Source organism: Corynebacterium durum, from assembly GCF_030408675.1.
GTDB lineage: Bacteria > Actinomycetota > Actinomycetes > Mycobacteriales > Mycobacteriaceae > Corynebacterium > Corynebacterium durum.
Genome location: NZ_CP047200.1, coordinates 1,728,388 through 1,754,251, shown reverse-complemented (window position 1 = coordinate 1,754,251; position 25,864 = coordinate 1,728,388). Strand labels below are relative to the sequence as shown.

The 25,864-nt window shown below is 53.9% G+C and carries 24 protein-coding genes; 18 read left to right on the top strand and 6 right to left on the bottom strand.

Annotated features, from left to right (window positions below; translation table 11 throughout):
* Positions 1 to 141: 141 nt before the first annotated feature.
* Positions 142 to 633, bottom strand: a complete 492-nt coding sequence (locus CDUR_RS08165) for a LapA family protein (protein WP_179417827.1) — start codon at positions 631 to 633, stop codon at positions 142 to 144.
* A 93-nt stretch (positions 634 to 726) separates the two neighbouring features.
* Here CDUR_RS08165 and rlmN point away from each other — a divergent pair, with 93 nt between their 5' ends.
* From rlmN to CDUR_RS08150, 3 genes are all read left to right on the top strand, one after another.
* The gene (gene rlmN, locus CDUR_RS08160) at positions 727 to 1,836 is read left to right on the top strand and encodes a dual-specificity RNA methyltransferase RlmN (RefSeq protein ID WP_179417826.1); all 1,110 of its coding nucleotides are present in this window, start codon (positions 727 to 729) and stop codon (positions 1,834 to 1,836) included.
* Positions 1,837 to 1,928: 92 nt separating this feature from the next.
* Positions 1,929 to 2,738 (top strand): ABC transporter ATP-binding protein, encoded by an 810-nt coding sequence (locus CDUR_RS08155; RefSeq protein ID WP_179417825.1) that lies wholly within the window; start codon positions 1,929 to 1,931, stop codon positions 2,736 to 2,738.
* Positions 2,735 to 4,333, top strand: a complete 1,599-nt coding sequence (locus CDUR_RS08150) for a hypothetical protein (RefSeq protein ID WP_179417824.1) — start codon at positions 2,735 to 2,737, stop codon at positions 4,331 to 4,333. Before CDUR_RS08155 ends, CDUR_RS08150 begins: the two co-directional genes overlap by 4 nt.
* 176 nt (positions 4,334 to 4,509) lie before the next feature.
* Here CDUR_RS08150 and CDUR_RS08145 read toward each other — a convergent pair whose 3' ends face one another.
* Entirely contained in the window at positions 4,510 to 4,932 is a 423-nt protein-coding gene (locus CDUR_RS08145) for a DUF2631 domain-containing protein (RefSeq protein ID WP_040360071.1), read from the bottom strand.
* Between the two features lie 161 nt (positions 4,933 to 5,093).
* Here CDUR_RS08145 and dxr point away from each other — a divergent pair, with 161 nt between their 5' ends.
* The 7 genes from dxr (at position 5,094) to CDUR_RS08110 (ending at position 14,622) form a co-directional block, all read left to right on the top strand.
* Positions 5,094 to 6,254, top strand: a complete 1,161-nt coding sequence (dxr, locus tag CDUR_RS08140) for a 1-deoxy-D-xylulose-5-phosphate reductoisomerase (protein WP_179417823.1) — start codon at positions 5,094 to 5,096, stop codon at positions 6,252 to 6,254.
* A 40-nt stretch (positions 6,255 to 6,294) separates the two neighbouring features.
* Positions 6,295 to 7,506, top strand: coding sequence for a M50 family metallopeptidase (locus tag CDUR_RS08135; protein WP_179417822.1), 1,212 nt, complete (start codon positions 6,295 to 6,297; stop codon positions 7,504 to 7,506).
* Positions 7,507 to 7,628: 122 nt separating this feature from the next.
* On the top strand, positions 7,629 to 8,789 hold the full coding sequence (gene ispG, locus CDUR_RS08130; protein WP_040360070.1) for a flavodoxin-dependent (E)-4-hydroxy-3-methylbut-2-enyl-diphosphate synthase: 1,161 nt from the start codon (positions 7,629 to 7,631) through the stop codon (positions 8,787 to 8,789).
* 315 nt (positions 8,790 to 9,104) lie between these two features.
* Complete coding sequence (locus CDUR_RS08125; protein WP_040360068.1) at positions 9,105 to 9,554, top strand: YbjN domain-containing protein; 450 nt, start codon at positions 9,105 to 9,107, stop codon at positions 9,552 to 9,554.
* Between the two features lie 2 nt (positions 9,555 to 9,556).
* Positions 9,557 to 10,027, top strand: a complete 471-nt coding sequence (locus CDUR_RS08120) for a hypothetical protein (protein WP_179417821.1) — start codon at positions 9,557 to 9,559, stop codon at positions 10,025 to 10,027.
* 42 nt (positions 10,028 to 10,069) lie between these two features.
* Positions 10,070 to 11,941, top strand: a complete 1,872-nt coding sequence (locus CDUR_RS08115) for an HSP90 family protein (RefSeq protein ID WP_006063716.1) — start codon at positions 10,070 to 10,072, stop codon at positions 11,939 to 11,941.
* Positions 11,942 to 12,063: 122 nt separating this feature from the next.
* Entirely contained in the window at positions 12,064 to 14,622 is a 2,559-nt protein-coding gene (locus CDUR_RS08110) for a hypothetical protein (RefSeq protein ID WP_179417820.1), read from the top strand.
* A gap of 6 nt (positions 14,623 to 14,628) precedes the next feature.
* On the opposite strand, the gene CDUR_RS08105 is transcribed toward CDUR_RS08110, so the two are convergent.
* A complete protein-coding gene (locus CDUR_RS08105; protein WP_290207161.1) occupies positions 14,629 to 15,354 on the bottom strand; it encodes a hypothetical protein in 726 nt (241 codons plus the stop codon).
* Between the two features lie 181 nt (positions 15,355 to 15,535).
* Here CDUR_RS08105 and CDUR_RS08100 point away from each other — a divergent pair, with 181 nt between their 5' ends.
* The 4 genes from CDUR_RS08100 (at position 15,536) to CDUR_RS08085 (ending at position 20,133) form a co-directional block, all read left to right on the top strand.
* The gene (locus CDUR_RS08100; protein ID WP_179417818.1) at positions 15,536 to 16,243 is read left to right on the top strand and encodes a hypothetical protein; all 708 of its coding nucleotides are present in this window, start codon (positions 15,536 to 15,538) and stop codon (positions 16,241 to 16,243) included.
* The gene (locus CDUR_RS08095; RefSeq protein ID WP_179417817.1) at positions 16,243 to 16,998 is read left to right on the top strand and encodes a DUF1963 domain-containing protein; all 756 of its coding nucleotides are present in this window, start codon (positions 16,243 to 16,245) and stop codon (positions 16,996 to 16,998) included. Before CDUR_RS08100 ends, CDUR_RS08095 begins: the two co-directional genes overlap by 1 nt.
* Positions 16,999 to 17,071: 73 nt before the next feature.
* On the top strand, positions 17,072 to 18,913 hold the full coding sequence (locus tag CDUR_RS08090) for a penicillin-binding transpeptidase domain-containing protein (RefSeq protein WP_179417816.1): 1,842 nt from the start codon (positions 17,072 to 17,074) through the stop codon (positions 18,911 to 18,913).
* Between the two features lie 272 nt (positions 18,914 to 19,185).
* Positions 19,186 to 20,133, top strand: coding sequence for a hypothetical protein (locus CDUR_RS08085; protein ID WP_179417815.1), 948 nt, complete (start codon positions 19,186 to 19,188; stop codon positions 20,131 to 20,133).
* 86 nt (positions 20,134 to 20,219) lie between these two features.
* Here CDUR_RS08085 and CDUR_RS08080 read toward each other — a convergent pair whose 3' ends face one another.
* Entirely contained in the window at positions 20,220 to 20,726 is a 507-nt protein-coding gene (locus CDUR_RS08080) for a hypothetical protein (protein WP_179417814.1), read from the bottom strand.
* A 124-nt stretch (positions 20,727 to 20,850) separates the two neighbouring features.
* Complete coding sequence (locus CDUR_RS08075; RefSeq protein ID WP_179417813.1) at positions 20,851 to 21,483, bottom strand: SMI1/KNR4 family protein; 633 nt, start codon at positions 21,481 to 21,483, stop codon at positions 20,851 to 20,853.
* Between the two features lie 55 nt (positions 21,484 to 21,538).
* Here CDUR_RS08075 and CDUR_RS08070 point away from each other — a divergent pair, with 55 nt between their 5' ends.
* Together CDUR_RS08070 and CDUR_RS08065 are read left to right on the top strand one after the other, a co-directional pair.
* On the top strand, positions 21,539 to 21,901 hold the full coding sequence (locus CDUR_RS08070; protein WP_233452922.1) for an LD-carboxypeptidase: 363 nt from the start codon (positions 21,539 to 21,541) through the stop codon (positions 21,899 to 21,901).
* Between the two features lie 39 nt (positions 21,902 to 21,940).
* Positions 21,941 to 22,579 carry a hypothetical protein gene (locus CDUR_RS08065; protein WP_290207150.1) on the top strand — a complete coding sequence of 213 codons (639 nt, stop codon included), beginning with the start codon at positions 21,941 to 21,943 and terminating at the stop codon, positions 22,577 to 22,579.
* On the opposite strand, the gene CDUR_RS08060 is transcribed toward CDUR_RS08065, so the two are convergent.
* A complete protein-coding gene (locus CDUR_RS08060; protein WP_179417812.1) occupies positions 22,580 to 23,338 on the bottom strand; it encodes a carboxymuconolactone decarboxylase family protein in 759 nt (252 codons plus the stop codon).
* Between the two features lie 153 nt (positions 23,339 to 23,491).
* Here CDUR_RS08060 and map point away from each other — a divergent pair, with 153 nt between their 5' ends.
* Both map and CDUR_RS08050 read left to right on the top strand, forming a co-directional pair.
* Complete coding sequence (gene map, locus CDUR_RS08055) at positions 23,492 to 24,367, top strand: type I methionyl aminopeptidase (protein WP_179417811.1); 876 nt, start codon at positions 23,492 to 23,494, stop codon at positions 24,365 to 24,367.
* Positions 24,368 to 25,807 carry a cobyric acid synthase gene (locus CDUR_RS08050; protein WP_179417810.1) on the top strand — a complete coding sequence of 480 codons (1,440 nt, stop codon included), beginning with the start codon at positions 24,368 to 24,370 and terminating at the stop codon, positions 25,805 to 25,807.
* Positions 25,808 to 25,864 lie beyond the last annotated feature (57 nt).

The following is a 25,864-nucleotide window of genomic DNA, read 5'->3' as shown; positions in this document are numbered from 1 at the left end:
GCTATCTAGCTGGTTGGGCATAGAGGCTTGAGCTGTGTGTGTCACAGGATCGACACCTTCCAGAAAGCGTGGATCCTGTGACAAACGCCTGCTCAGAGGGTTTCTCCAACCCCAATTAGGAAACTTCCTAGTGCTCGCGGGCTAGTGGTCGCGGGAAGCGAGTAGTTTCTTTTCCTTTTTCACTTGGCGACGTAGCTCCAACATGCGTACTCCGCCGACCAGGGCCATGATGAGCGCGCCCGCTATCGCGGAGAGCAGGAATCCAACCCCAGACGGGAATTGGAAGTGCCAGGAGAAGAAGTTCAATTCAGCGGATTGCTGATTTTGCAGGATGAACACCAGCAGCAGAATTAACAAGAGGCACCCAGCGATCAACGCGAGCCAGGTTCCTCCGGCGAAAGAACCCTGCACGGTCGGACGAGGCTTTTTGGGTTGCTTCGGCTGCTTGGCTGGTTGCTTGCCGCTCTCACTGTGCTGTGTTTCTGCGGTTTCCGTGGTGGCGATTTCACCTGGTGTTGTGACGGGTACGAGGTCCCCGGTGGGCGTCGATACTTCTGGTACGTCGTGTGCTGTGTCTAGGGCGTCCGACATGCCAGATTCTGCGGAATTATTCACGCCATCAGTGTTGTTCATATGCTCTATTCAACGTGGCTATGTCGTTTGTGACAAGTTTGACCTTGTAACAATTCCACTATTCCGGTATGTCCGTGCGATGATGGTGGAACTATGCCTTCCACCTCACCCACTGCACTTCCCCTTGTTTTTACTGCTTCACGTCGCGGAATGCCGCCAACGCATTTTGCCGATTTGAGTGCTGAAGAGCGTATCGACGCCGTGACCAAACTTGGTTTGCCTAAGTTCCGCGCCCAGCAGATTGCGCGTCATTATTACACGCGTTTTGAAGCTGATCCGCTATCGATGACTGACCTGCCGGAATCGGCGCGCGGAAAAGTCAAAGACGCGCTGTTTCCTGAGTTGATGGCATCTATACGCGAGATTTCCTGCGATGATGGGCAGACGCAAAAGACCTTGTGGAAGCTGCATGACGGTACCTTGCTGGAATCCGTGCTGATGCGGTACCCGGATCGGGCAACGCTCTGTATTTCCTCGCAAGCTGGGTGCGGTATGGCCTGCCCATTTTGCGCGACAGGACAGGGAGGCTTAGATCGTAATTTGTCCACGGGTGAGATTGTGGATCAGGTGCGTGCTGCTGCAGCCGCGATGCAGTCCGAGGGTGGTCGCTTGTCCAATGTTGTGTTCATGGGTATGGGGGAGCCCCTAGCCAACTATAAACGTGTGGTGAGTGCGGTTCGTCAGATCACCCAACCATCGCCGGAGGGATTCGGCATCTCGCAGCGCAATGTCACGGTGTCCACCGTCGGCCTGGCTCCAGCGATTCGCAAACTGGCCGATGAGGGGTTGTCGGTTACGCTGGCAGTGTCGCTGCACACCCCGGATGATGAGCTCCGAGATACGTTGGTTCCGGTGAATAATCGCTGGTCCGTGCAGGAAGTGCTGGATGCTGCACGCTATTATGCAGACAACACTGGCCGCCGTGTGTCCATTGAGTATGCGCTGATCCGCGACGTGAATGACCAGGGTTGGCGCGCGGACATGCTGGGTAAGAAGCTTCACAAGGCGTTGGGGTCGCGAGTGCATGTGAACCTTATCCCGCTGAACCCCACACCGGGGTCGAAATGGGACGCCTCGCCGAAAGATCGCCAGGACGAGTTCGTGCGTCGCGTTGCTGAACAGGGTGTTCCTTGCACGGTCCGAGATACCCGTGGTCAGGAGATTGCGGCCGCTTGTGGGCAATTGGCTGCTGAGGAACGATAGGAAAGAAGTTGCTACATAGCTGTCGATCTATAGATTTTTAGTATAATAGAGGTAGATCCATCCGATTTCTTTCTTTGGAGGAGAGTCTATCCATGCAGCCGATGCAGCCAGATCCCACGGCCTCAGCCTTTGCAGTCCGTGGACTTACAAAAGTCTACGGTGACAAGGCGGTGGTTGATCACCTGAACTTAGATGTTCCCCGGGGTAGTATCTACGGCATTGTCGGACCCAACGGCGCAGGTAAAACTACCATGCTGGGAATGGCAACAGGACTGATTCGTCCCACTGAAGGCGATGCATACATTTGGGGCCACAACATGTGGGCTGACCCGATCGCCGCTAAATCGGCTATGGGTTTGCTCGTCGACGACTTGCCGGTTTTCGACCGCCTCAGCGCCACCGAACTTCTCAGCTACGTTGGTGCCCTACGCGGCATGGACCCTGCGGTGGTACAGCAACGCAGCGCCGAACTTCTCGACGCCCTGGGCCTAGCCGATGCCGGTACCAAACAGGTTGTTGACTTTTCTGCAGGCATGACCAAGAAAATGCTCCTCGCCTTAGCGTTGCTTCACAGTCCTGATGTGCTCGTGCTGGACGAACCCCTTGAAGCCGTGGACCCAGTTTCTGGGCGCGTGATCCAACAGATTCTTCGCTCGTTCGCAGCATCGGGCGGAACCGTGGTGCTGTCCTCGCATGTCATGGAATTGGTAGAGGGACTCTGCGACCATGTGGCCATCATTGATCACGGCAAAGTCCTTGTTGCCGGTCACGTTGATGAGGTCCGGCAGGGACAATCCCTCAGCGACATCTTTGTCAGCTACGTGGGTGGCGGCACCCTTGATGAAGGCTCCCTAGCATGGTTGCATAGCGAGCAGCAGGGCAATGGCGGTGGGCAATCATGACCCGCACACTACTAAAACTCCAGTTTGTGCTGTGGGGGCGTTCCCTGCGTAAAAACCCCAGTTCAATGGTCATGTCTGTGCTGGTATTTGTCTATGCACTCATGGGGCTGCTCGGCATCGGAGCTATGACTGCTTTCGCGATGCATGATGGTGCCTACGCAGCGGTGGCCGGTGCGGTGGGCGTCGGAACCCTGGCGTACCTACTCGCCAGTGTGATGATGCCGTCAGGAGAGTCGCAGCTTAGCCCCGAATCCTTCGCGATCTATCCCATAAAAGCGAAGGAACTTATTGGCGGTTTTGCCCTTGCTGCTATTGCGCAGTCCCGTGGCGTTGCTGCCCTGATGTGCACGATCGGCACCACGCTGTTTGTCTCTGTGCCCTTGATTATAGATGGAAAGGGCTGGCTTATTGCTGTCATTATCCCAGCAATGATTCTGCAATTCCTGATCACCATCGTGTTGGGACTGTGCCTCACCACCGCGCTTGGTGGAACATCCACCCGAACGTCTAAAGAGCGAATGACCATCATTGGCACGTTCTTAGCTTTTATTGGTTACTTCGCCTTCATGGCCATGATAAACAGTGACAGCAGTGGGAACATGAACCTCGGGCAACTTGGCCGATACATCATGTGGACTCCCTTTGGTGCGGCAGGCGGTGCCATCTCTGGTGCCGCTGATGGAAACGCCGTGACGGCATTAGGTTGCTCGCTTATCGCAGCCCTCACCTTTGGCATTGCCCTCTGGTTCTGGTTGCGCGGAGTGGCCAACCAGCTTGAAGCGCCCCTCGAAAGTGTTCAGAAAAACAACAAGAAGAAAGAAAAAGCAGCCACCACTGGTGTGCCGCTATTGCTACCGGGACTGCGCTATGGACTTGGAGCCATGATCTACTCCAGAGCCCTTGTCTACTCGCGCCGGGACTCGCGCCTACTTGGCTCCTTCCTGCTCATGCCCGTGTTCAGTATTTACTTCCTCTATATGGGTGCGGTTCAACAACCTGGCACGGAATACCTTGGTGCCTTTGTCGTCGCCTTACTGGGTAGTGCGCTCGCCGCAAATGACTTTGGATACGACGGCCCCGCAAACTGGCTTCACATCAGTGCCAACGTCCCAGCGCGGACACTAGTGCCGGCCAGGCACTTCGCTTCCATGACAATCGGGTATCTTTTCCTTATCGCCTATCTCATCGCGATGAATATTCTGGCGAACAATCATGTGCTTGCGCTTATTCTCACCCCCTGTTTCCTTGGACTTGCTATGAGCGGTGGGGCAGTGGGGGTCATGCTCAGCAGTTATAACCCCTTCCCAGTCGCCAAACCAGGAACCAACCCATGGCAAGACAAAAGCAGTTTCTCAGCTGGAGCGCTTATCTCCAGTTTTGCATCGTTGCTGATCGGCTGGATCCCTAGCGCGCCGGGTGTTGCGCTTGTGTTGATAGGACACACCACAGGCACGATCTGGCTGACTGCTGTAGGAATGATCGTGGCGATTGCTCTTCCTGCTATTTTGTATTTCTTTGCCATCAAAGCAGCCACCAAGCGTGTAACTGTGCACTACCCAGAGATCTTTGAGCGGGTACGCTCCTTTGCCAACTAGCCATGCGAAGCCTGCCTATCGTCAAGCCCAAAAATGCCTCGTTTTTGTGCTTGGAGGTGGGCAAACTTTACACAGGCATTGGTTTCTCATGATTGGCTTACGGTTCTGAACAACATAAAAGCCGCCGACGCACCCTCCACGGTGTATCGGCGGCTTTTATGTGTTGCTTGAAGACTTTAGCCCTCAACTGCCTTGCGGTTTTTCACTGTAGATGGCTCGATGTTTAGAGAACGGATCTGAGAGTCAGTCAACTCAGCGTAAGGGCCAGCCATGGTGTGCTGAAGGTAAGCCCAATCAGGCTCCTCGTGGCCAATAGGCTTGTTACGGGCGGTGACGGTGCGTACCTGGTTGAGTTTCGGCTGGAACAACTGGATAAGCAGCCCAACGACAATCAAGGCGGCGATGGCGAAAAGCCAGATGGTTTCAACGTGTCCCTTGTGGTTGCCAAAGTTGTAGGCGAGTAGAAAGAGGACGGAAATCCAGCCTGCAATCTGGATAGGGCCACGGCCAATGTCGTGCCAGCCCCATGCTGCCGAGGGTTCGTCGAGCGTGGATACGCCGTTGTGGACTTCGGGCACGATCGTGGATTTTCCAGCCACAGTGTTCTCCTTTACAGATACCTTTGGGGACATTTTCGCATATCTGACGTGTCAGGGCGACATGCTTACCCCGCGTATGTGCGTATCATGCCAATTTAGGGTGAAAGTTACCCCTTTTGATGGAGCGCAGACAGTGTTTTTTGCCCCGATCGGGTGTAGAAATGGAGATCGTGAGAAAGCGCATTCTGATTCTGGGCAGTACTGGTTCCATTGGCACTCAAGCGTTGGAGGTTATTGCTGATAACCTCGAAAAGTTTGAGGTGGTGGGTATTGCCGCAGGCGGGGGACAACCTGATCTGCTGATCCGCCAAGCTCAGGCGTTGAACCTGCCGCCCGAGCGCGTCGCGGTGGCAGATCGAAAGGTAGCGCCTGCTATTCAAGAGGTGCTAGGGGGCACCGTCATTTCAGGACCTGACGCAGCGAAGAGCCTAGTGGAGAATGTGGAAGCCGATACGGTGCTGAATGCCTTGGTGGGGTCGCTGGGGCTTTCCGCCACGCTTGCCGCACTGGCATCGGGTGCGCAGCTTGCCTTGGCTAACAAGGAATCCCTGGTCGCCGGCGGTCAGCTGGTTCTTGATATGGCAAAGCCTGGTCAGCTTGTACCAGTAGATTCGGAGCATTCCGCCATGGCGCAGTGTTTACTCGCTGGTACTCGCCCAGAGGTTGCGCGGCTGGTTTTGACGGCATCTGGTGGACCGTTTCGGGGTTGGAAGAGGGAAGAGATGTGGACTGTTACGCCAGAGCAAGCTGCAGCGCATCCTACCTGGTCGATGGGGCAGATGAATACGCTCAATTCGGCGACGCTGGTGAATAAGGGGCTTGAGTTGATTGAGGCGAGTTTGCTGTTCAGTATTCCCGCTGAACGTATTGATGTGACTGTGCATAAGCAGTCCATTATTCATTCGATGGTGACGTTTGTTGATGGTGCCACCATCGCTCAGGCGTCTCCACCGTCAATGAAGTTGCCTATTAGTTTGGCACTGGATTGGCCGAATCGTGTTCCCGAAGCACAGCCTGCGTTGGACTTTACGCAGAGTTTTTCCTGGGACTTCGAGCCGGTGGATGACGCAACGTTTCCGGCGGTGCAGTGTGCGCGGGACGTCGTTACGCGTGGTGGGACGTGGCCTGCGATATACAACGCTGCAAATGAGGAAGCGGCGGCCGAGTTCCTATCTGGGCGGATTGCTTTTCCGCAGATCATGGATGTTGTGGAGGAGGTGCTGGAGCATGCAGATGGGTTTGCTGGTGTACCCTCAACGGTCGAGGATGTGTTGGCTTCTGAGGCGGCTGCCCGCGCTAAGGCACATGACGTGATGTCCTAGCGGTCCTCAACAGCAGAGCATTAAGAAAGCAAGGTTGATTGTGGTGGGTTATTTCGGTGGTGTCGCGCTGTTTGCGCTGGGCATCATGGTGACTATCGCCCTGCATGAGTGGGGTCATATGCGCTCCGCTTTGGCGTGCGGCATGAAAGTGCGTCGTTTTTATGTGGGTTTTGGTCCCACCGTGGTGAAGTGGAACCGTAAAGGCATTGAATATGGCTTTAAAGCTGTTCCACTTGGTGGCTTCTGCGACATTGCTGGTATGACGGCCATGGATGAAATAGATGAGGATGAGCGCCCCTACGCCATGGTGTATAAGCCGTGGTGGCAGCGCATTTTTGTGTTGTCCGGTGGGGTGCTGATGAACATTCTGGTTGGTCTGGTTGTGCTGTATGCGGTGGCTGTTACAGCTGGGCTGCCGGATCCTGACGCTGATTACACGCCAACTGTGGCGAAAACGGCGTGTGTCCCGGCGTCGCAAATCGATGCTCAGACGCTCAGCGACTGCACCGGCGCGGGCCCCGCTGCCGAAGCCGGGATTCGGGAGGGAGACCGCATTACCGCCGTCAACGGTGAAGCCGTGGCATCCTTTGTCGACTTGCGCGCCAAACTGTACGAGATGCCTGGGCAAACCGCTGACCTTACGGTTGAACGCGGGACTGAGGTTCTGCATATCGACGTCCCGGTCACCAGCGTCACACGTCTGAACCAGGCAGGTGAAACCGTCACCGTTGGGGCAATCGGCGTGACGTCTGAGCCTGTGGATGTGATGCGCAGCTACGGTCCGTTGGACGGAATCGGCGCGACCGTGAGGTTTTCTGGCTCAATGCTGTCTGCAACCCTGCAAGGGCTAGCGAGCTTCCCAGGGAAGATTCCAGGCGTCGTGGCCTCCATCTTTGGCGCCGAACGTGATCAGGAAGGCCCCATGAGCGTGGTTGGCGCCAGCCGTGTGGGCGGTGAACTGGTGGAGCGTTCGCAATGGACCATGTTCCTCATGATGTTGGCCAGCCTGAACTTCTTCCTCGCGCTGTTTAACCTTGTGCCGCTCCCTCCACTGGACGGCGGACACATTGCCGTGGTGATCTACGAAAAAATCCGAGACTTTATTCGCGGACTTCGTGGCATCGCCCCAGGTCAACCCGCCGATTACACCAAACTCATGCCAATTACGTACGTCATGAGTGCGGTGCTGCTAGGGATCGGTGCAATTGTGATCATTGCCGACGTGGTTAATCCTGTTCGCTTGTTCGGGTAAGTATGGTGTGGGTGAATGTGGCGAGTTTTCCTGGTGTGATCCGGATGATGGTGTGACCCGGGTGATAGAATTAGCTCGACTTTTCTTATAGTAATTTTTGAATACACCAAGGAGTTTGTACTGTGGCTACCCCTATCGGGCTTGGTATTCCTGACGCCCCGCTGCCTACTCTTGCGCCGCGGCGCAAGACCCGCCAACTGCAGGTCGGCAGCGTTGGCGTTGGGTCTGAACACCCGATCTCAGTGCAATCTATGACCACCACCAAGACCCACGACATTAACGCCACGCTGCAGCAAATCGCGCAGCTCACGGCGTCAGGGTGCGACATTGTCCGCGTTGCCTGTCCCAAGACAGTGGACGCGGAAGCACTGCCCATTATTGCCAAAAAATCACCCATCCCCGTCATTGCAGATATTCACTTCCAGCCGAAGTACATTTTCGCGGCTATCGATGCCGGGTGCGCCGCCGTCCGCGTCAACCCCGGCAACATTAAGGAGTTCGACGGCCGCGTGAAAGAAGTGGCCAAAGCAGCCGCTGAGGCGGGAATTCCCATCCGTATTGGTGTGAATGCTGGTTCCTTGGATAAACGCCTCATGGAGAAATATGGCAAAGCCACCCCAGAGGCGCTAGTGGAATCCGCGCTGTGGGAGGCATCCCTGTTTGAAGAGCACGGGTTCGGTGACATCAAAATTTCCGTCAAACACAATGACCCCGTGGTCATGGTTGAGGCATACCGGCAGCTGGCAGCGCAGTCTGATTACCCGCTGCACTTAGGCGTGACCGAGGCTGGACCGGCGTTCCAAGGAACGATCAAATCATCCGTGGCATTTGGTGCGTTGCTCTCCGAGGGGATCGGCGACACAATTCGAGTGTCTCTGTCGGCGGATCCGAAAGAAGAAGTCAAGGTTGGAGACCAGATTCTTCAGTCCCTGAATCTACGGCCCCGCAAGCTAGAGATCGTATCCTGCCCATCTTGTGGGCGCGCGCAGGTGGATGTGTACACCTTGGCAGAGGAAGTCACAGCAGGGTTGGAAGGGATGGAAGTTCCTCTCCGTGTGGCCGTGATGGGGTGTGTGGTTAATGGTCCAGGCGAGGCCCGCGACGCGGACCTGGGGGTGGCATCCGGCAATGGCAAGGGCCAGATCTTTGTCAAAGGCGAAGTGATTAAGACGGTTCCTGAGTCTCAGATTGTGGAAACTCTTATTGAAGAAGCCATGAAGATCGCGGAGACTATGGAAGATACCACCATGACGGGTTCGCCAGAGGTGAAAGTGACCAGGTAGCTGGTGTCATGTTGGCGTGGGGTGGGCGACGGGGCGTTGATGGCGTGCTAGATCGCCCGCGCTCCGTGGGGTGCTTGGGGGAGTGCTGTGCTTTTGGGGTAATTGAGTGGTTTCGGCAGTGCAACCACCCCCGAGCGTAGTGAATTTTCTATCTTGAGTAGTGTCTCCTGTTGCGCTGCTGTGCTGGTAGATCTAGGTTTTGGGGGTTGTGTGATGGTTGTCCAGGGGGGACAATGGAACTAAGTTTCGACATGTAGCGAATTTGCGTGTACCTTAGTGTCGATGCATTAAAACGGATGTATGAAAGGGGATACCATGGCATTGCCTGCGGTAACCACACAACGGATTGAAGCTGTACTCAAAGATGAAGAGTTGGAGTACGGCGTTGATGATGACAACGAAGTGTTTGCGAGCTTTGTCAACGCCAACTTCTTTTACCGCATCGTTGAGGACATTGAGCTGCTGTTCATTTACGGCTACTGGAGGGCAGAGACTGCCGACTCTGATCTAGTTGCCCGTCTGCGGGAGTTCATCAAAGACAAGAACTCGGATATTTACCTGCCCAAACTCACAATGGTCTTTCTTGATGATGGCTTGCTTCGTGTTGGCTACGAATACTCCGCTCCTGTAGGCGGCGGACTGACTGATGAGCAGTTGCACAACACCATTATTGCGGTTTTTGGTACCACATTTAGCGTGCTTGAAGAGCTAGAGCAGGCATTCCCGGAACTGGTCACTTGGGATGTCGAAGAAGGAGAAGACTAGACATGGCTTGGTTTAAAAAGAATGACGGACAATCCTCTGCGGATATTCCCATGCCCGTGACCATCAACCGCGTTGGTGCGCTTTTTGACCGGAAAGAATGGACCTACGAGCTCAAAGACGAGCGCATACTCACTGGCTTTGATGGGTTTTTCACAGGTCTGCGCATCGTAGATGACACTTTTCTCTCCATCTCAGTTGCTGCTTCCCATGACTCTTTGACCGCTGATCGTGGCGAAGAGCTCCAACAGTGGGCTGAAAGCCGCAACCGCGACGGCAGCATTGGAACCGTCCAGGTGATGTGGGATTCTGACGACGATTCCTTCATGGTTCTCTCTGACCATTCACTGCTGATTAACAAGGGGGCAACGGACAATCAGATTGAAGTCTGGGTTGAGGCATGTATTGATGCGCAGCTGACCCACATGATGTCGCTGCGTGAAACGTTTGATCTTCCGTCCCCCTCAGAGTCCTAGAAGCGGTTCAAACAATAACTGTGTAGAAGCAAGAGGTAGTTGGTGTCTTCAGAGGAAAAATTCCGCGTTGACCTTGGCGGTATTGTCGAGTTGCTGTCCCGGAACCTGTACTCCGGTTCAGACGTGTATTTGCGTGAGCTGCTACAAAATGGCGTTGATGCTATTACAGCAAACGCACAGTCCGGCAAGGATGATGAAGGTACATACAGTAGTGATACCAGTGGACGTATCCGTTTTGTCGTTGATGGGCACACCCTGAGGGTTACCGACAATGGCGTGGGGTTGAATATTGATGAGGCACGCAACCTACTGGCGACCATCGGTGGTTCGTCGAAGCGTGATGAGTTTGGACTGGGACGCAGCGACTACCTCGGACAATTTGGCATAGGTCTATTGTCCTGCTTCATGGTGTCGGATAACATTGTTGTTTACTCCAAAACTGCCCGCGACAATGGTGACAGTGTGGTGCGCTGGCAAGGAAATTCCAGTGGCACGTGGACTGTGAGCCTAGTAGAGGACGCCAAGGAAGGCCATGCTGTGCCAAGTGAGCTTGCTCAGCTGCCTCATGGGACCACGGTGGTGCTTCACACGTTGCCTGGTGAACCTCCGTTTGACTACCGCAACATTCGGGACATTATTGAGCGTTATGGTGAGTTCTTGCCCGTCACTGTCACAGTGGAACGTCCTAGTTCTGACCTTGAGCTTGTAGGTAATCACGGCCAAGGCAAACCCCCGGTGTGGGATGCAAGCAGCAGCGCGCAGCGTCGCTGGTGCCGTGAGAATTTTGGCTTTGACCCTTTTGATGTGATCCCACTGGAAGTGCCGGTTGCGGGGTTCAAAGGCGTTGCGTTTGTGCTGTCCGAGGGCGCGCACCCGGGACGGTCGGCGCGGCATCAGTTATACCTGCGCAGGATGTTGCTGAGCAAAAAAGTCACTGACCTACTGCCGGACTGGGCATACTTTGTTCGAGTTGTTGGCAACACTGACTTTTTACGCCCCACAGCGGCCCGTGACGCCTTGTTTGAGGATTCACTGCTCAACGAAACACGTGATGCTCTGGGCAGGGAGGTACGTGACTGGTTGGCTGGATTGGCGAACCGTGACCCACAACGCTTCCAGCGTTTTATCAACCTGCACATTACTGGACTGAAAGCACTGGCAGTTTCTGATGCGGAAACCCGAAACTTGGTGGTGCACTCAGTGCCGTTTGAAACAACCTCAGGTATGCGCACGCTGGACGAGCTCATGCGTGAAGGGCCAGTGCGTTTTGCCCGCACGGTTCAGCAGTACAAGGCATTGCTCCCCATTGCTGCGGCTAATGGCCTGACTGTCCTCAATGCGGGCTACGCCTTCGATGAGGAAATCCTAGAACAGGTGCGACTTGATCAGCCTGACCGGTCCATCGTCGAGATTGGCATGAATGACATTGTTGGTGCCTTTTCTCTTGCTGACGCTAGCGAGGAAGCTCGCTTTCTGCCACTCATCCATGCATGTGATCAAGCACTAACAGGGCAGGGAGTCGCGGTGATTCTCCGTGACTTTAAGCCGTCAACAATCCCGGTGCTGTACCTTCCGCAGTCCGCTGCGGCACACGGCGTGGTGGAGGATGCTGCCCGTCATGCTCCTGGCGAGAGCGGTCTCAGTGGGATCCTTGACATGCTCGATAGCGCGGCTGAGGGTGGAGGCAACGCTGCGTCTGGCGCACTTATCGTGCCTGACTCTGCGCAGTTGGTGGTGAACGCCAGCTCACCGCTGGTGCACCAACTCCTTGCTGCGGTGGATTCCCCACGGATTGTTGCAGCGCTACGTGGGTTGTATGTGCAATCTTTGCTGGCTGGGCATCATCCGATGGATCCACAAGCGAGAAGCTGGGCATCTGAGGTGTACACCTCGCTTATTTCATTGGCGTTTTAACGTCGTACGTGATTACTGGACTAGAGGCCAACGGTGGCCCCAGACCTGCAGAACTCCTCAGGTCACCGTTGGTCTGTCACGGTCTGCCGAAAAGTTCATATATGGTGTGAAAGGAATAGTGAATGTTTGAAAATGAGTCCGTGCAGGATCTCATGGACCTAGCCATGGATACCCCCTATGGGAAGACCTGTTCGGCATTGTGGGCTGAGGCCGCGCGTCGCGCTGGTGTAGAAGGGTTGGAACGCGAGGAAATATGGTGCTACCTACGTCTTGCCCAAGCTTTTACCATGGGCGGCGAGGTGACCCGAATGGTTGCCCCGTTTATGTGGGTGGATAAGCGCAGGAAGGAACGCCCTGACCTGTTTGATGCGGATATGCAGGACAGCTTCGCGTGGTACTACAAGTACGTGATACTCGTTTTGCGGGATGTTCCCCAGGCGTCGGCAGATGAGTGCTTTAACGCCTTGCGGGAAATGCGGGAGTTTTATCAGAGCCTCGGCGATTCGCTGAAAGCCTATTATCTGCGCGAATACTATATATTTTCCATGCTTGGCCGTGATGAAGAGGCAGATGAAGCCTACCGGAAATGGAAAATCGCCGACGTGTCCGAGCATTCCGATTGTGTAGCCTGCGACCCACAGCATGAGGTGGCATACTACTCACAGCGTGGGGAATGGGACAAAGCTGTTGAGGTAGGGGAGGAGGCCCTGGCTAATTCCCAGGATTCCTGTTCATCGCAGCCGTCCACCTTGTATTGCAATATGCTGCTGCCGTGGTTGTACACCGGACAAGACGATAAAGCATGGCCGGCGCATATTCACTCTATGCAGCGCAATAGCCACAGTCCTGCGTTTTTAGAGTACATTGCCAAACATTTCGTCTACCTTGAATTATCCGGTTCAGCTGGGCGACCCCAGCGGTTGGAGCGCGCTTTAGACATGGTGGTGCGTTTCATGCCCTGGTGGCTGGAAGCAGAAACACCAGTTGTCCTGATGGATGTGGCAACAGCTAGTGCGCGGGTCATGGCCGCACAGCCGGATCAAGACCGTCACCTCGAGGTAACGTTGCCTGGGCAGTCGTTGCCATGGGTGAAAGCTGACGATGTTGTGAATCCGACTGTCGCTGAGGCTGCCGCGTGGTACGCCGATCTGGCGCTGCGCATTGCGCACATGTTTGACCAGCGTCCTGGCTTGGTCAAGCCCCACATGGTTGCGCGCGTAGAACATAACTTGTACCACATGCCTCCGGTGCCGCAGCTTCCAGACGAAGGTCCCATACAGGATGCCTCAGGTAGGTTTTCGCCTGTCACCTTTGATTACCGCCTGGAAGGTGTTGGTGAAACATTGTCAGCGGCTTCTGCGGTGGACACCGACGAAGACGAACCTCTCATCGTGTCCATCGACATTAATGGTCCCTGGCGTAGCTATAGTCCAGAACAGCTAGAAGCAGCGCATGCTGCACTGAACACATCGTTGCCGTCGATTTACTCGGGGATTCTAGGTAAAGCCATAGAAATTGACCTAGAAACTGCTGCTGAAGCCGATCCGGCTCGCGCTTTGCTTATCGACGCCCTGCGGTTCCAGGTCTATGGACAGTACTTGGAGGCAGCACAAGCAGCCGATACAGCTATGCGAACCGCCACCGAGGAGCCTATTGGGGTCCGGCTTCTGGCCTTGAAGGTGCTTGCAGAGACTGCGTTGAATGCTGGCTACTATGACGAATCGGCTGAGGCATCAAGGCACCGTCTTAACGTCGCTGCCGCATGTGGGCTCCCGTTTACGCAGGTGAATGCTGCTGTGCTGTTGGTGACGTGCCTGAATAAGCAGCAACAGTTTACGGAGGCCGCAGAGGTTGCTCATACCACGTTGTCTGCAACTGCGGCCGCGCTGCAGGCTCCTGATTATGATCCGCTGTTGTTAGAGGAGTCTTTGGCGTTACGCCGTCTGCTGATCACGGCGCTCGACGCGTTGGATCATGATACTGCTGCGGCTGAAGAAGCCCTACGTATGGCTGAGCTGTGTCAGGATAACGGTGACAAGGTTGAAGCCCTGACTCGGGCTATGGCGGGCTTCCGCTATGACCATGAATACGAGCGTTCCTTTGCGGCTGGTACGCGGCTTGTCGACGCCGCGGAGTCCCTGCTGCTGGAGGCTCAGGCGCGTGCTGTTGTGGACCCTGACGCGGAGGAAAACCTTTCCCAGGTCGTGAGCAGAGTTGTCGATGTGTTGCTTGATGTGGCATGGTCGCGATCCACGCAGTCAACTTTGGTAGATGACGCTGGCTACGAGTTTATTGAATCGGTACTGGCGCGGCGCCTTGAATTGCAGCAACAGTATTTGATTACGGATAAACGTGAAGCGGAGTTTTACCGAGCCGATAACACCGAGGATCGAGGGCTTGCTGCCCTACGTAGTCGTCGTTACCTTGATGGTTTGCTGTTATTGGATGACGCAGCGCAACAGTTTGTGGAAATTGGTCGCCCGCATCTTGCTGCTCGGGCGTTGAACTCAGCGGCTCGTGCTAAAGGTCTTCATGAGGATTATGACGGTGCGCGGGAGATAATTCAGCGCTCTCTTGACTTGTTGGTTGGGACTGTATGGGAAAGCCATAAGTCTGTTCGGCAGGCGCGGGAGCTTCTTGCTGAAATTGATGAGTGGGAGGCGGAGGAATCGGACGATTAACACCTGTTACGTTGGCCGTGGAAGAGGCCAGCGTAACAACTCTGGTGTCACCTCCATTCGGTGCTTCCAGGGGATGGTGCTAAAGAGCTGTATAAAGGTTGCAACTACCGCAGCGACCCTGGCTGGTGCGGTGGATACTCGATCATGGCCATGAAGACTGAGCAGATGTGGGATGTGGTCAAGAAGTTCGCCATCGTCATGCTCTGCTGCTTCGATGGTGTGGCGTAGGCATGCGAGAACCACCAGGTTGTAGGCATCTGCGGTGAGTGATTGCCAGTCGCCATAGGCGAGAAACTCGCTTACTTCCATTTTGCTCAGTTCGGTCCACTTCCTGTCTGCAAGAAGGACGCGAAGATAATCACTGTTGGTAGCGTCCTCGGAACTGTCGTCGCTCACAATAGCGTCTGATTCTACGGTTGGAGCATCACCCAGCGTCATGAGGTTGCTGTACAACTGCTTTTCCATGATCACCCAGTCGATGTCTCGAATGCCGCGCTCAATGTCTACACTAAAGCGTTCTTGATATTTGGAGTCTAGAGATGTCAGCGTTGTACGCAGCCGTAGTAATGATTCGGAATCTAGCTGTGTAAGGCTGAAAAAGCACTGACAGAGGTCGTCGTCAGGATGCCAAAACCAGGATTCTTCGTTGCCGCGTCGGGCGAAAAGTGCCAGTAACGCGGTGGGGTCTTGGTTGTTATCGTGGGCGTCGAAAAGCAAAGGGGGAAGCATCATATGAAGTGTAATGAGAAGAAGGTGAATGGGGTTTACGATCTTATGCCATTCCGCGACGAGTGTCACATTGGTGGTGTATGGGAACATATTTTCGTGTTATGTGCCGTTGCGTGTCTGAAGAATCTTTTATACTGAAACCTATTCGATGCATGCCAGTGGGTTCAATAAGGAGATATCTACAATGAGTTACGATTTTGCGCTGTTCATCCCCGACTATGATGTGGACGGCATAGCGGTTGGTTCACGCTACCTGCCTGCAAATAAGCATCTCATGGAACGCTACAATATGGAGGATGTTCCGGACCCATCAGCTGCGGGACCGTTGGCAGATATTGCAGAAGCCATGAATAGTCAAGTGCAGGAGTTGGAAGAAAACGGTGTTTTATTATCCAGCGACATCGCCTTGGAAGGGGGCCGTATGCTTCCCATTCCCGTAACATACCCAAGCGCAGAAGTGGCGAAAAACTGGTTAAGCGAGTTGGCGGTGAATAACTCGCTGGGCCTGATTGATGCGTCCTCAAACCTGGTGATTACTTTTGGCGATGAGGATCCTAGTTTTGAGACCATAACGGCTTATTTGAGTATTCCTGGTTTTTCTCGTCGGGGTTTGCCCAGCCTGTTGGAGTATGTGCGAGATATGCTGGATGAAAATCATTTTGTGATTCTGCAAAGAAAAGACGCTGATCAGAACTACATTCAAACCATTGTTGATGAAGATGCCAAGCAACCTGATGCCTGGCATGTGGAATACCGGGCTGGTTCCTATGACCAGCATTTCGCCCTCGATGTTGATTCAAAGGATGAGGTCGTGGAACTATTTAACCAGTGGCTGGATGGGAGCCCAGAATTCACGCAACATGGGTGGGAAAATATGGGTTTCACTAAATAATGAATATTTCTGCCATTAAAGGTATATTGGAACAGTATCGTCGTTCAACGCTGCAGCTGATTTTATGTGGTGTGTCAACTGTAGATGGAACTGGGCTTGCAATGGATCCAGCAGCTAGCCGTGTGGGTGGCCCAGCGCTTGTCTCTGCTGGTTATCCATGGCCAGTAGACTCTCGTCAAACTCCGATGATGCATCTTGCGCAGCTGAATCTTGCTGATTGTGATATGCCAGAACCTTATCCCACTAGTGGCGTGCTCCAATTTTATATCTCAACGGATGATTCCTGGAGTGAAGCGTTGGTTCGGTATATCCCAGTCAGTGAGTTTTCTGAGTGTTCTCACCAGTGGATTCTTCCTGATGATCCAGACGATAGCGTTATTCATGGCGGATTTTTCACGGTAACCACTAAGCCATATCAGCAGCTGCCGACTATGGACGATAGAGACTTTGATTTTTTGCCATTTCCCAGCGATATGGATCCAGATTTCTTCTATGAGGACCACGCTGAGGAGCTTGTTAATGTGCTCAATGATCAACCAACACTTATCTGCGGTGGCGGTTGGGCTACCTTTCGTCAATGGGATCCCCGTCCCGAAAATGAGTCTTTAGAACTTCTTTTGCAATTGGATTGCTATGAAGATAACGGTGTGGTGCTTAACTATGGTGATCGTGGCATCGTCAACTTCTTCGTTAATCCTCATGATGTGGAAAAAGAAGATTTTAGCCATGTGTTCTACACATGGTCGCAGTTTTAAGATGAAGCACCATTTCTATGTCGTTCACGTGTTGCGCGAGCATCGCCAGCGTGGGGGTGTTATCTTCGACCGTATGAGACGTGGATCAGTGTTGGTGACGGTTGTGGCGTTTGTTACAGGTATGGTTGCTGGCTGCACCCCGAAACCCGACGATGTTGATCCAGTGGTGCAGGACTTTTTCGAGGCAGTCAGTCGCAATGACATGGCGGCTGCGGCTGGCATGTCGGATAACAGCGAGTTGGCTGAACAGATTTTGTCAGGATCATTTTCGGGTTTGCAGGCGGAAGGGGTTGGAGTCAGCGTTGATTCGGTGAATGCCAGTGATCAGCAGGCGACGGCAAAGTATACGTTGACCTGGGATTTGCCGAAAGATCGCTCGTTTTCTTATTCCACCGAGATGAATCTGTCCAAGAGTAAGGGGGAGTGGAAGGTTCGTTGGCAGCCTAGTGTATTGCACCCGAAATTGGGGGCTAACCAGCATCTTGAATTGCGGTCGCTCCCGGCTGAGCGGGCGAATGTGGTGACCGCTGACGGGGCATCTGTACTGCAACCAGGCACGGTATACCGTCTGCTCATTGATCCGGGGAAAACCGATGATCTAGACACCACTGTGCAACGCATAACCCAAACATTGGCGTCGGTACGGGCTGAGGATGATTCAGTGCCGCAGGTCTCGGCGCAGAAGCTTACTGAAGATCTTCAGGGACGCACATCGCCGTACTCGGTCACTATGTTGAGCGACGCTGCGGGCCGTGCGGCTTTGCAGCAGCTGGGAGATGTGCCTGCTGTGACCTTCAACCAGGAGGCCGCGATGGTGCGCACGGATCCGTCGTTTGCGCCAGATATCGTCTCCCGAGTGGAAAAGATTGTTAATGACGACCTTGAAGGTGCTAACGGTTGGCAGATTGGTGCCGTCAACACCCATGGCGCGCTTATCGACGCCCTGGAAACTCACGCGCCCAAACCAGCCCCGGCAGTGCGGATCAGCCTGGACCACAAGGTGCAGCAAGCGGCACAAAAGGCCGTGGATACGCGGCAGGGAATGAAAGCGATGATGGTGGCCATCCGCCCCTCAACGGGAGACATTTTGGCTATTGCCCAGACAGAAACGGCTGACGAGGATGGCAATATTGCGTTGATGGGGCAGTACCCTCCAGGTTCGACCTTCAAGATCATTACAGCTGCCGCAGGTATGCAAAGTGAGAAGATGACTCCTGACACCATTGTTCCCTGTCCAGGGACCATGGATATCGGCAATCGTATTGTCACAAACTACAACCAGTTCTCCCGTGGGAATGTTCCGCTTGAAACGGCATTTGCGGCATCGTGCAACACGTCTTTTGCTGATATTTCCTCACGCTTGAAGCCTGGTGAACTGAAAAACTACGCTAAACAATTTGGCCTTGGAGTGGACTACACCATCGAAGGCTTAGATACTCTGACTGGGTCTGTGTCGGGAGGTGACGACATCATGGACCGCGTGGACGCTGGTTTCGGACAGGGGCACGATCTAGCCAGCCCGTTCGGAATGGCGTTGGTTGCTGCGACTGCGGCGGCCGGGAAAACCCCAACACCTGTACTGATCAGCGGGCATGAAACCAAGGTTGATACTCAGGTTGATCCACCCTCGCCTGAGGCGATTGCCGCCCTGCAACAAATGATGCGTTCTGTGGTTACCTCTGGAACGGCGCGTGGCATGCAGACAGGCGGTGAGGTCCACGGCAAAACCGGTGAGGCGGAGATCTCCAACGGTTCACACGCCTGGTTTACCGGATACCGGGACGACATTGCCTTTGCCACCTTGATTGTGCTGGGTGGAGGTTCGCAATCGGCAGTTTCCATTACCGACCAGTTTTTCAAAACCCTAGACCAGCCTGATGCCGCAACGACAAGCGCTACTGGTGGCGTGCAGTGAGCACAAACGATGTGGGGGACGTGGTCGGGGCGTCGATAAGCATGCCACAGGGAGTCGTGGGTAGTGTGGTGCATGATTCTTGTTGACATATCTACAAGAATTGTAGAAACTAATAATGAGATTACCTAAAGCGTGCTGTACGGTACTCGGCTTGTCATGGGCGTCACTACCGTCCTTGTAGGGTGCCGGACGCTGCCGAAATCGGGTATGTTAGAGTCGTAGCTTCAGCCCTTATTGTTCTTCCGTTCAGGTTTTCCCCAAGGAGGGTGGTCATGATCCACACGCAAAGCGCCGTGACACGCAGTGTCGTCGCTGTTGCAACATCGGCAATGCTCCGCGGTGTCTCAACAGCGGTTATCGGATGTGCTGGAGTTGTCTCGCTGGGGTTAACTGGGGGAGGAATTGTTGGTAGCGCTGCGGCTGCGCCAGCTCCATCTGTGGCACCAAGCGCGCCAGCCGCGCCTGTATCAGAGGCATCCGCACCAGCTGCTGCGCAGGCACCAAAGGTGTGGACGGATGAGTTTTTTATCACACCAGCGCCGGATGTTCAGAAATATTACAAGGAACTCAACATCACCTATGCCGTGTACAAAGTTCGGGAAAGCTTTGCGCTTGCAGCAACAGGGCAGCTTAATGGTGCAGCCAAGGGTGGAGATGTGGAGCCGATGAAGCTTGCGGAGGCGAAAAGTAACGATGCCGCGTCCTGGGCGAAGGCTCGTTTCATGCTCTCGCTACTGCGGGCTGAGGGAAACTCGGCAGCACGAGAACTGGACTTGAACAAAGTCGGCGTTGATAAGGCCGAAACAGAGAAGGCCGCCAAGGTGCTGGATGAGGGGCACGCGGATGTGCGGGAACACACCCTGAACCCTGTTGGTGTTGAAGGCCAGCGCACCAACAAAGGCGCACGGTTGCAGAAAAATGATGAGGCGCTTACTTTCCTCAAGAGTGTTCGTGATCAGCTAGGAAAAGGTGACCAGCAATCTCTTGAGTACGATGCGCAATCCGTTATTAACTGGGGTGTTGCTCAGCACTTTGTGCACCATACCCAACGTGAATTGAAGCTGCCGCGCGAGTATCAGCGCCTTGAGGTTGTTAACGCGGCCGGCGCGAAAAGCGTAGAGCGAACCGCAGCGGTTGATAACGGAAATGCTAACCGAAAAGTTCTTGATAGTGATGCAGCTCTTAACGCTCGCCCCTATCCGAATGGTTTTGGTAAGTAGAATGCTTATGTGCCCGGTGAAGGGCACATAAGCATAAGGCGGTGTGCAGTAGAGGGCACACCGCCTTATGCTTTCTTTTGGTGAGATCAGAGCAGGGGCTGCTCCAACTCAGCGTTATCTACCCAATAAACCCCCTGGTAGAAGCCGCGTGACCGTAGTTCCAATAAGTACGGTAGAGCGCCCTTTTTCCTATTGCGGTAAAGGATGCGGATGAGGCTGGAGGTGCAGTTTTCATACCGCTCTTTGCCGTGGTATTCAACGAGTGCATCAAACACTACTTGGTAGTCATCTGCATCAAGCCTATACCAGCGTAAATCTTGGGCGGCGTGGGACAGGACGAGTTCGTCCTCGCTCATATCGCTGATAAGGGCAATCAAGGCGTTTTTAATAAAGAAAGAATTAGAGTTTCGCGCAAGGCAGTTAATAATAGCTACTTTGAAGAAGGGTTCGCTGGTGGAGTGAAGGTCACGAAGGAGGATGTCGACTTCATCGTCGTTAAAAGGTTCTTCGTTATCATTGTTGTATCCGACCAGGAAGTTCTCACGCTGCTCTTCAGTGGCGAGCCTAGTATATTGTTCGACGAAGTTGTTCACAGTGTTGCCATTATCCTTTTGTGTAGGTGTCGGGTCGGCTGGTTGCTTGGGGATGCTTCCTTGTGATTACTTCTTCATCGCCATCCCACGATTATGGCTGTTCCTCTCGGTTGGTCGTTGGTTGTTAGTCGGATTCATCAAGTTCGTAATTATAGGGAAGAAACGAACAGGATGAATCGATGTGTTTTTGTAAAAAGTCAGAAAAGCAAGGGGTAAGCACGATACATGCGTCGGGGTCGTGCACGTAGCAGATAATCTGACCTGAAACGCCCCTGCTAGTGGGGTTAAAATCAATGTAGAGTTGGGATGTTCCACCATTATTCATGCAGTTGGCAAATTGCAAACGCTGAGACATGGGAATTGTGGGATCAATTTGGGGATCCACGTCAACATCACCGTCTTCTATGGCGTCGTCACCGTACATATCAACAATGGAACTGTCATCTCTTTCGTCGAGTATTTGTTCGCATGAGTTCATGAAATAAGGATAGTTATAATCCCCGGTTTCTGTTTCCTCTGCGCCCAAATCTGAGGCGAACATGTATACCAACACCTCATGGTTACCGTAGTCGCGTCCCCATGTGCCATCAACCTGCTTGAGAAGCTGTTGAAACTCCTCAGGGGTATCTGGATAGACTGCGAGCACGCGTGCCAGGTCATTGTCAGTGGCACCAGTTACGTGGGCAAAGCTTTCGCGGTCATCTTCGTTGAAGTTTTTGCGTAATATCGCCAGGTATTCGGACACGACGGTGGGCATGCACACGAGTATATATGAAAAAGTGCTAACCATTCGGGGGTGTTATACTCTGTGCATGTCATTACGGGTTCCGGTTAAGGCATCACCAGGTGATCGGGTCGCAGTGTTGTCGCCGTCATTTGCGGCACCTGCTGTAGCACCGGCCGTGCATGAGCAAGCGATGCTTCGACTTAAAGATCTCACTGGACTGATTCCTGTCGAGTTTCCTACAACCCGGCTTATTGACGCCTCGCCACAGCACCGTGCGCAGGATATCAACAGTGCCTTTGCGGACCCTGATATAAAAGCTGTGCTGGCCACCATTGGTGGGACAGATCAGATTACGGTCATTCCACATTTGGACGCACAACTGATACATGACAATCCTAAGATTTTCATTGGCTATAGTGACAACACCAACCTGCACAATTGGTTATGACAGCAGGGAATTACAAGCTTTTATGGCGGCTCTACTCAGGTGCAGCTTGGTCCAGGGCCCTTTGTTGATGCAATTCATGCTGATTCGCTTCGTGCAGCCTTGATCACCGGTGGGGAGTTAGAGCTGACTAACCCTGGTGAGTCTGAGGATTTTGGCGTTGATTGGGCAGACCCAGCCGCGTTGACGAACTTTGGCGAGCGGGAAGTGGCGGAACCGTGGACATGGATAGGGCCAGAAAAAACGGTACGTGGTCGTACCTGGGGTGGCTGTATCCAGGTGCTTACCCAGTTGGCGCTCGCTGATCGCTTGCCTGCCCTAGAGGATCTGCAGGATACGATTGTGCTCTTGGAATCCAGTGAGGAAATGCCTACTGAACTGGACCTTACCATGACCATTCGGGCTCTGGGTGAACGCGGACTTTTTAACATTGTGCGCGGCATCATGGTCGCTCGACCACCGGTCAGTGACTTCACATTCCGCCCCGATGTTGATGAACGTCGCCGCTTACGGGACAAGCATCGTGACATTGTCCTGGAGCAGATAGCTAGGTATACAGACGACGCTGTGGTCTGTTTTGGTGTTCCCTTTGGGCACACCCGACCCCAGTGGATTGTGCCGCATGGTGGTTACATCACACTGGACGGGCGTGCCCAAAGGGTATTCGCCGATTATTCGTAGTTAGGAGTTAGTGTTCTCTGTGACTACACGGAGTCCGTTGAGTGTGCGCGGATATCCGATCAGTGGCAAAAGTTGGATGATTGTTTCGATGAGGAGCGCGCGGTCATTCCCCACGTTGAGGTTGCCGTTGATATGACCACGCAGTTGCGCTTCGCACCCACCCATGGACACCAGCATCACCAGCGTGAGTAGTTCCCGAGTTTTGATGTCAATACCAGAGCGCGTGTAAATGTCGCCAAAGCAGTTTCCGCGCAGAAAGTTGAGCATGACCTGTTGATCGTCGGGGGTGTTGGTCGCTGTGGCGTCAATAGCCTCGTCGCCGAATATGGTGCGAAGGATTTTATCGCCTTCCTCCATCCGGGTTTCCCGAGTGGTGGTTGATTGTGCCGGTAAGGGCAGCTTTTCGTCGCGGCGCATCAGTTCGTTGTTGGTGATTCGGAGGAAGTCATAAATGCGCCCCATGCCCACGTAGGCCACCGCTTGGTACAGAATTTCCTTGATTTCTACCGCGCTGACCCCCACGTTCAGGGCGCCTTCCAGCATGACTTTGTACATTTCTTCGCCGCCACTGGACACCAGTGCTGCGAGGTGCAACATGAGCCGCGTGTGGGTGTCAATCCTTGTGGAGCTTGTGATTACTTCGCCGTAGGCAAAATTGACGTAGATCTCCCCGAGTTCAGGGTCGAGAGTATGGAAACGGGACTTGCGCTCGTGGAAAAGTTCTTTGAAGTATTGGATTGCTTCTTCGCTAATAGGCATGCCCCCGAGCGTAGGCTCCCATACGCCGTAGCGTCGTTGGATAAGGGGTATCGGGGGTGAAAATATTGGGGCTACAGCTACTGGCTTGGAGCGTCACCTGAAATCGTCACCTGGGCTGCAGCACATGAATACAAAGCGGATACAATAGAAGCTATGTCGAACTCCCGCGCCCGTCTTATCCCTGGTAAACCCACTCCTATTCGTACTGTTCCTGAACAGATTGACTGCCCTGAATACGTGTGGAAGGACACGGTACAGGAGGCCATGGGCGAGCCAGTGGTGCAGTCGCCAGAAGTGATTGAGGCGATGCGCGAGGCGTCGAAAATTGCGGCGAATGCGTTGGTTGTGGCTGGTCGTGCGGTGGAACCTGGTGTAACCACGGACGAGCTCGATCGGCTCGCCCATGAGTACATGTGTGATCATGGTGCATACCCGTCGACACTGGGGTATCGGGGTTTTACTAAAAGCTGTTGTACGTCACTGAATGAGGTGGTGTGTCACGGTATTCCTGACACAACTGTGATTCAAGATGGAGACATTGTGAATATCGATGTCACCGCATATAAGAATGGCGTGCATGGCGATACGAATGCGACATTTCTCGCGGGTGATGTATCGGAGGAACATCGCTTGTTGGTTGAGCGTACTCGTGAGGCAACAATGCGTGGGATTAAGGCGGCAAAACCTGGTCGAGAAATTAATGTTATTGGTCGGGTGATTGAGTCCTACGCTAAGCGTTTTGGTTATAACGTTGTGCGTGATTTCACTGGGCACGGTGTGGGGCCGACCTTCCATAATGGTCTGGTGGTGCTGCATTATGATAGCGATATGTATACTGACCTGCTTGAACCTGGCATGACGCTCACCATTGAGCCGATGATCAACCTCGGTGAACTTCCTTACGATATTTGGGATGACGGCTGGACCGTGGTGAATAGAGACGGAAAGTTCACTGCCCAATTTGAGCACACTATTGTTATCACTGACGACGGTAATGAGATCCTCACCATTCCAGACGAGGACGTATAGGTGCCGGCTTTTCTTATTGCGGGCACCACATCCGATGCCGGTAAATCTGTTATTGTCGCTGGATTGTGTCGTGCGCTGGCGCGTCGTGGCATAAAAGTCGCACCGTTTAAGGCACAGAACATGTCTAATAATTCGGCAGTATGCCCTGATGGTGGTGAAATTGGTCGTGCGCAGGCTCTGCAAGCTGCGGCCTGCGGGCTGGAACCCAGTGTGGATTTTAACCCCATTTTGCTCAAACCCGGATCGGATCGGACATCACAGTTGGTCGTGCGCGGGCATGCGGTCGGTTCTGTCAGTGCCCGTTCGTATATTGAGCACCGAACTCATCTACGTACCGTAGCAGCATCATGTTTGCGTGAGTTGGAGTCGCGTTTCGACGTCGTGGTGTGTGAAGGTGCCGGTTCACCTGCAGAAATTAATCTCCGCGACACGGATGTGGCTAACTTCGGTCTTGCGGAAGCCTGCGATATGCCGGTGTATGTGGTGGGCGATATTGACCGTGGGGGAGTGTTGGCTCATTTGTTTGGCACGCATCAGATTGTGTCGTCGGCTGATCGCACCAGGATTAAGGGCTTTGTGATCAATAAATTCCGCGGGGATCAGTCCATTCTTGAGCCGGGTTTGGTGTCCTTGGAGGAGATGACCGGGGTGCCTACAGTGGCGGTGTTGCCGTATCTTGAGGGCCTGTGGATTGATGCGGAGGATTCGTTGCAATCCCATGTGGGGGCATCGGTCGGTCCGTCCACCGCCGCGTTGGGGACGCAGCGGCTGCGGGTGGCTGCTATTCGGCTGCCTCGGGTGTCTAACGCCACTGATGTGGAAGCGCTGGCGTGCGAACCAGGGGTGACAGTGACGTGGACGGTGGATCCCGATGCTGTTGCCGAGGCTGATCTGGTTGTTATTCCGGGTTCCAAGGCGACGATCTCTGATCTGCGCTGGCTGCGAGACCAAGGTTTGGCTGACGCCATATGTGCGCGTCGCGGACCTGTTGTGGGCATTTGTGGTGGATATCAGATGATGTGCGCGTCTCTTGTTGATCCGGTTGAATCTGGTTCATCCGAGCCTGTAGCTGGTCTTGGGCTTTTCGACGCAGATATCACGTTCCACCCCGATAAGACGCTGATCAGGCATGATGGTGGGGCGTACGAGGTGCATCATGGTCGGGTGACCCGCACCACCGAGGATCCGTGGATTGGTGATGAAGGCAGTGCGCGCGACAATCTGCGTGGCACGCATCGCCATGGACATATGGAAAACGATGCCGCACGGCGCGAGTTTTTGCGCTGGGTTGCTGATTACTGCAACAAGGATGGTTTTGTGCTGAGCACCGATACCTCGTTTGCGGTACAGCGCGAACAGCAGCTTGACATGATCGCTGATGCGATTGAAACTGCATGGGATGTTGACCAACTACTCCGCGATACGCACTATCAGCATTAAAAACTCCCCTGTTGGCTTAAGGTCAGCACCAACAGGGGACAAGAGTGTGGAAGGTTA

Bases quoted from the DNA above. Each gene is read 5' to 3' on its own strand.
- dxr (WP_179417823.1), top strand. From the start codon at position 5,094: ATGGAGATCGTGAGAAAGCGCATTCTGATTCTGGGCAGTACTGGTTCC.
- CDUR_RS08100 (WP_179417818.1), top strand. From the start codon at position 15,536: ATGAGTTACGATTTTGCGCTGTTCATCCCCGACTATGATGTGGACGGC.
- CDUR_RS08110 (WP_179417820.1), top strand. From the start codon at position 12,064: ATGTTTGAAAATGAGTCCGTGCAGGATCTCATGGACCTAGCCATGGAT.
- CDUR_RS08120 (WP_179417821.1), top strand. From the start codon at position 9,557: ATGGCTTGGTTTAAAAAGAATGACGGACAATCCTCTGCGGATATTCCC.
- CDUR_RS08125 (WP_040360068.1), top strand. From the start codon at position 9,105: ATGGCATTGCCTGCGGTAACCACACAACGGATTGAAGCTGTACTCAAA.
- rlmN (WP_179417826.1), top strand. From the start codon at position 727: ATGCCTTCCACCTCACCCACTGCACTTCCCCTTGTTTTTACTGCTTCA.
- CDUR_RS08155 (WP_179417825.1), top strand. From the start codon at position 1,929: ATGCAGCCGATGCAGCCAGATCCCACGGCCTCAGCCTTTGCAGTCCGT.
- CDUR_RS08060 (WP_179417812.1), bottom strand. From the start codon at position 23,338: ATGCCTATTAGCGAAGAAGCAATCCAATACTTCAAAGAACTTTTCCAC.
- CDUR_RS08095 (WP_179417817.1), top strand. From the start codon at position 16,243: ATGAATATTTCTGCCATTAAAGGTATATTGGAACAGTATCGTCGTTCA.
- CDUR_RS08070 (WP_233452922.1), top strand. From the start codon at position 21,539: ATGTCATTACGGGTTCCGGTTAAGGCATCACCAGGTGATCGGGTCGCA.
- CDUR_RS08075 (WP_179417813.1), bottom strand. From the start codon at position 21,483: ATGCCCACCGTCGTGTCCGAATACCTGGCGATATTACGCAAAAACTTC.
- CDUR_RS08165 (WP_179417827.1), bottom strand. From the start codon at position 633: ATGAACAACACTGATGGCGTGAATAATTCCGCAGAATCTGGCATGTCG.
- CDUR_RS08090 (WP_179417816.1), top strand. From the start codon at position 17,072: ATGAGACGTGGATCAGTGTTGGTGACGGTTGTGGCGTTTGTTACAGGT.
- map (WP_179417811.1), top strand. From the start codon at position 23,492: ATGTCGAACTCCCGCGCCCGTCTTATCCCTGGTAAACCCACTCCTATT.
- CDUR_RS08150 (WP_179417824.1), top strand. From the start codon at position 2,735: ATGACCCGCACACTACTAAAACTCCAGTTTGTGCTGTGGGGGCGTTCC.
- CDUR_RS08105 (WP_290207161.1), bottom strand. From the start codon at position 15,354: ATGATGCTTCCCCCTTTGCTTTTCGACGCCCACGATAACAACCAAGAC.
- CDUR_RS08085 (WP_179417815.1), top strand. From the start codon at position 19,186: ATGATCCACACGCAAAGCGCCGTGACACGCAGTGTCGTCGCTGTTGCA.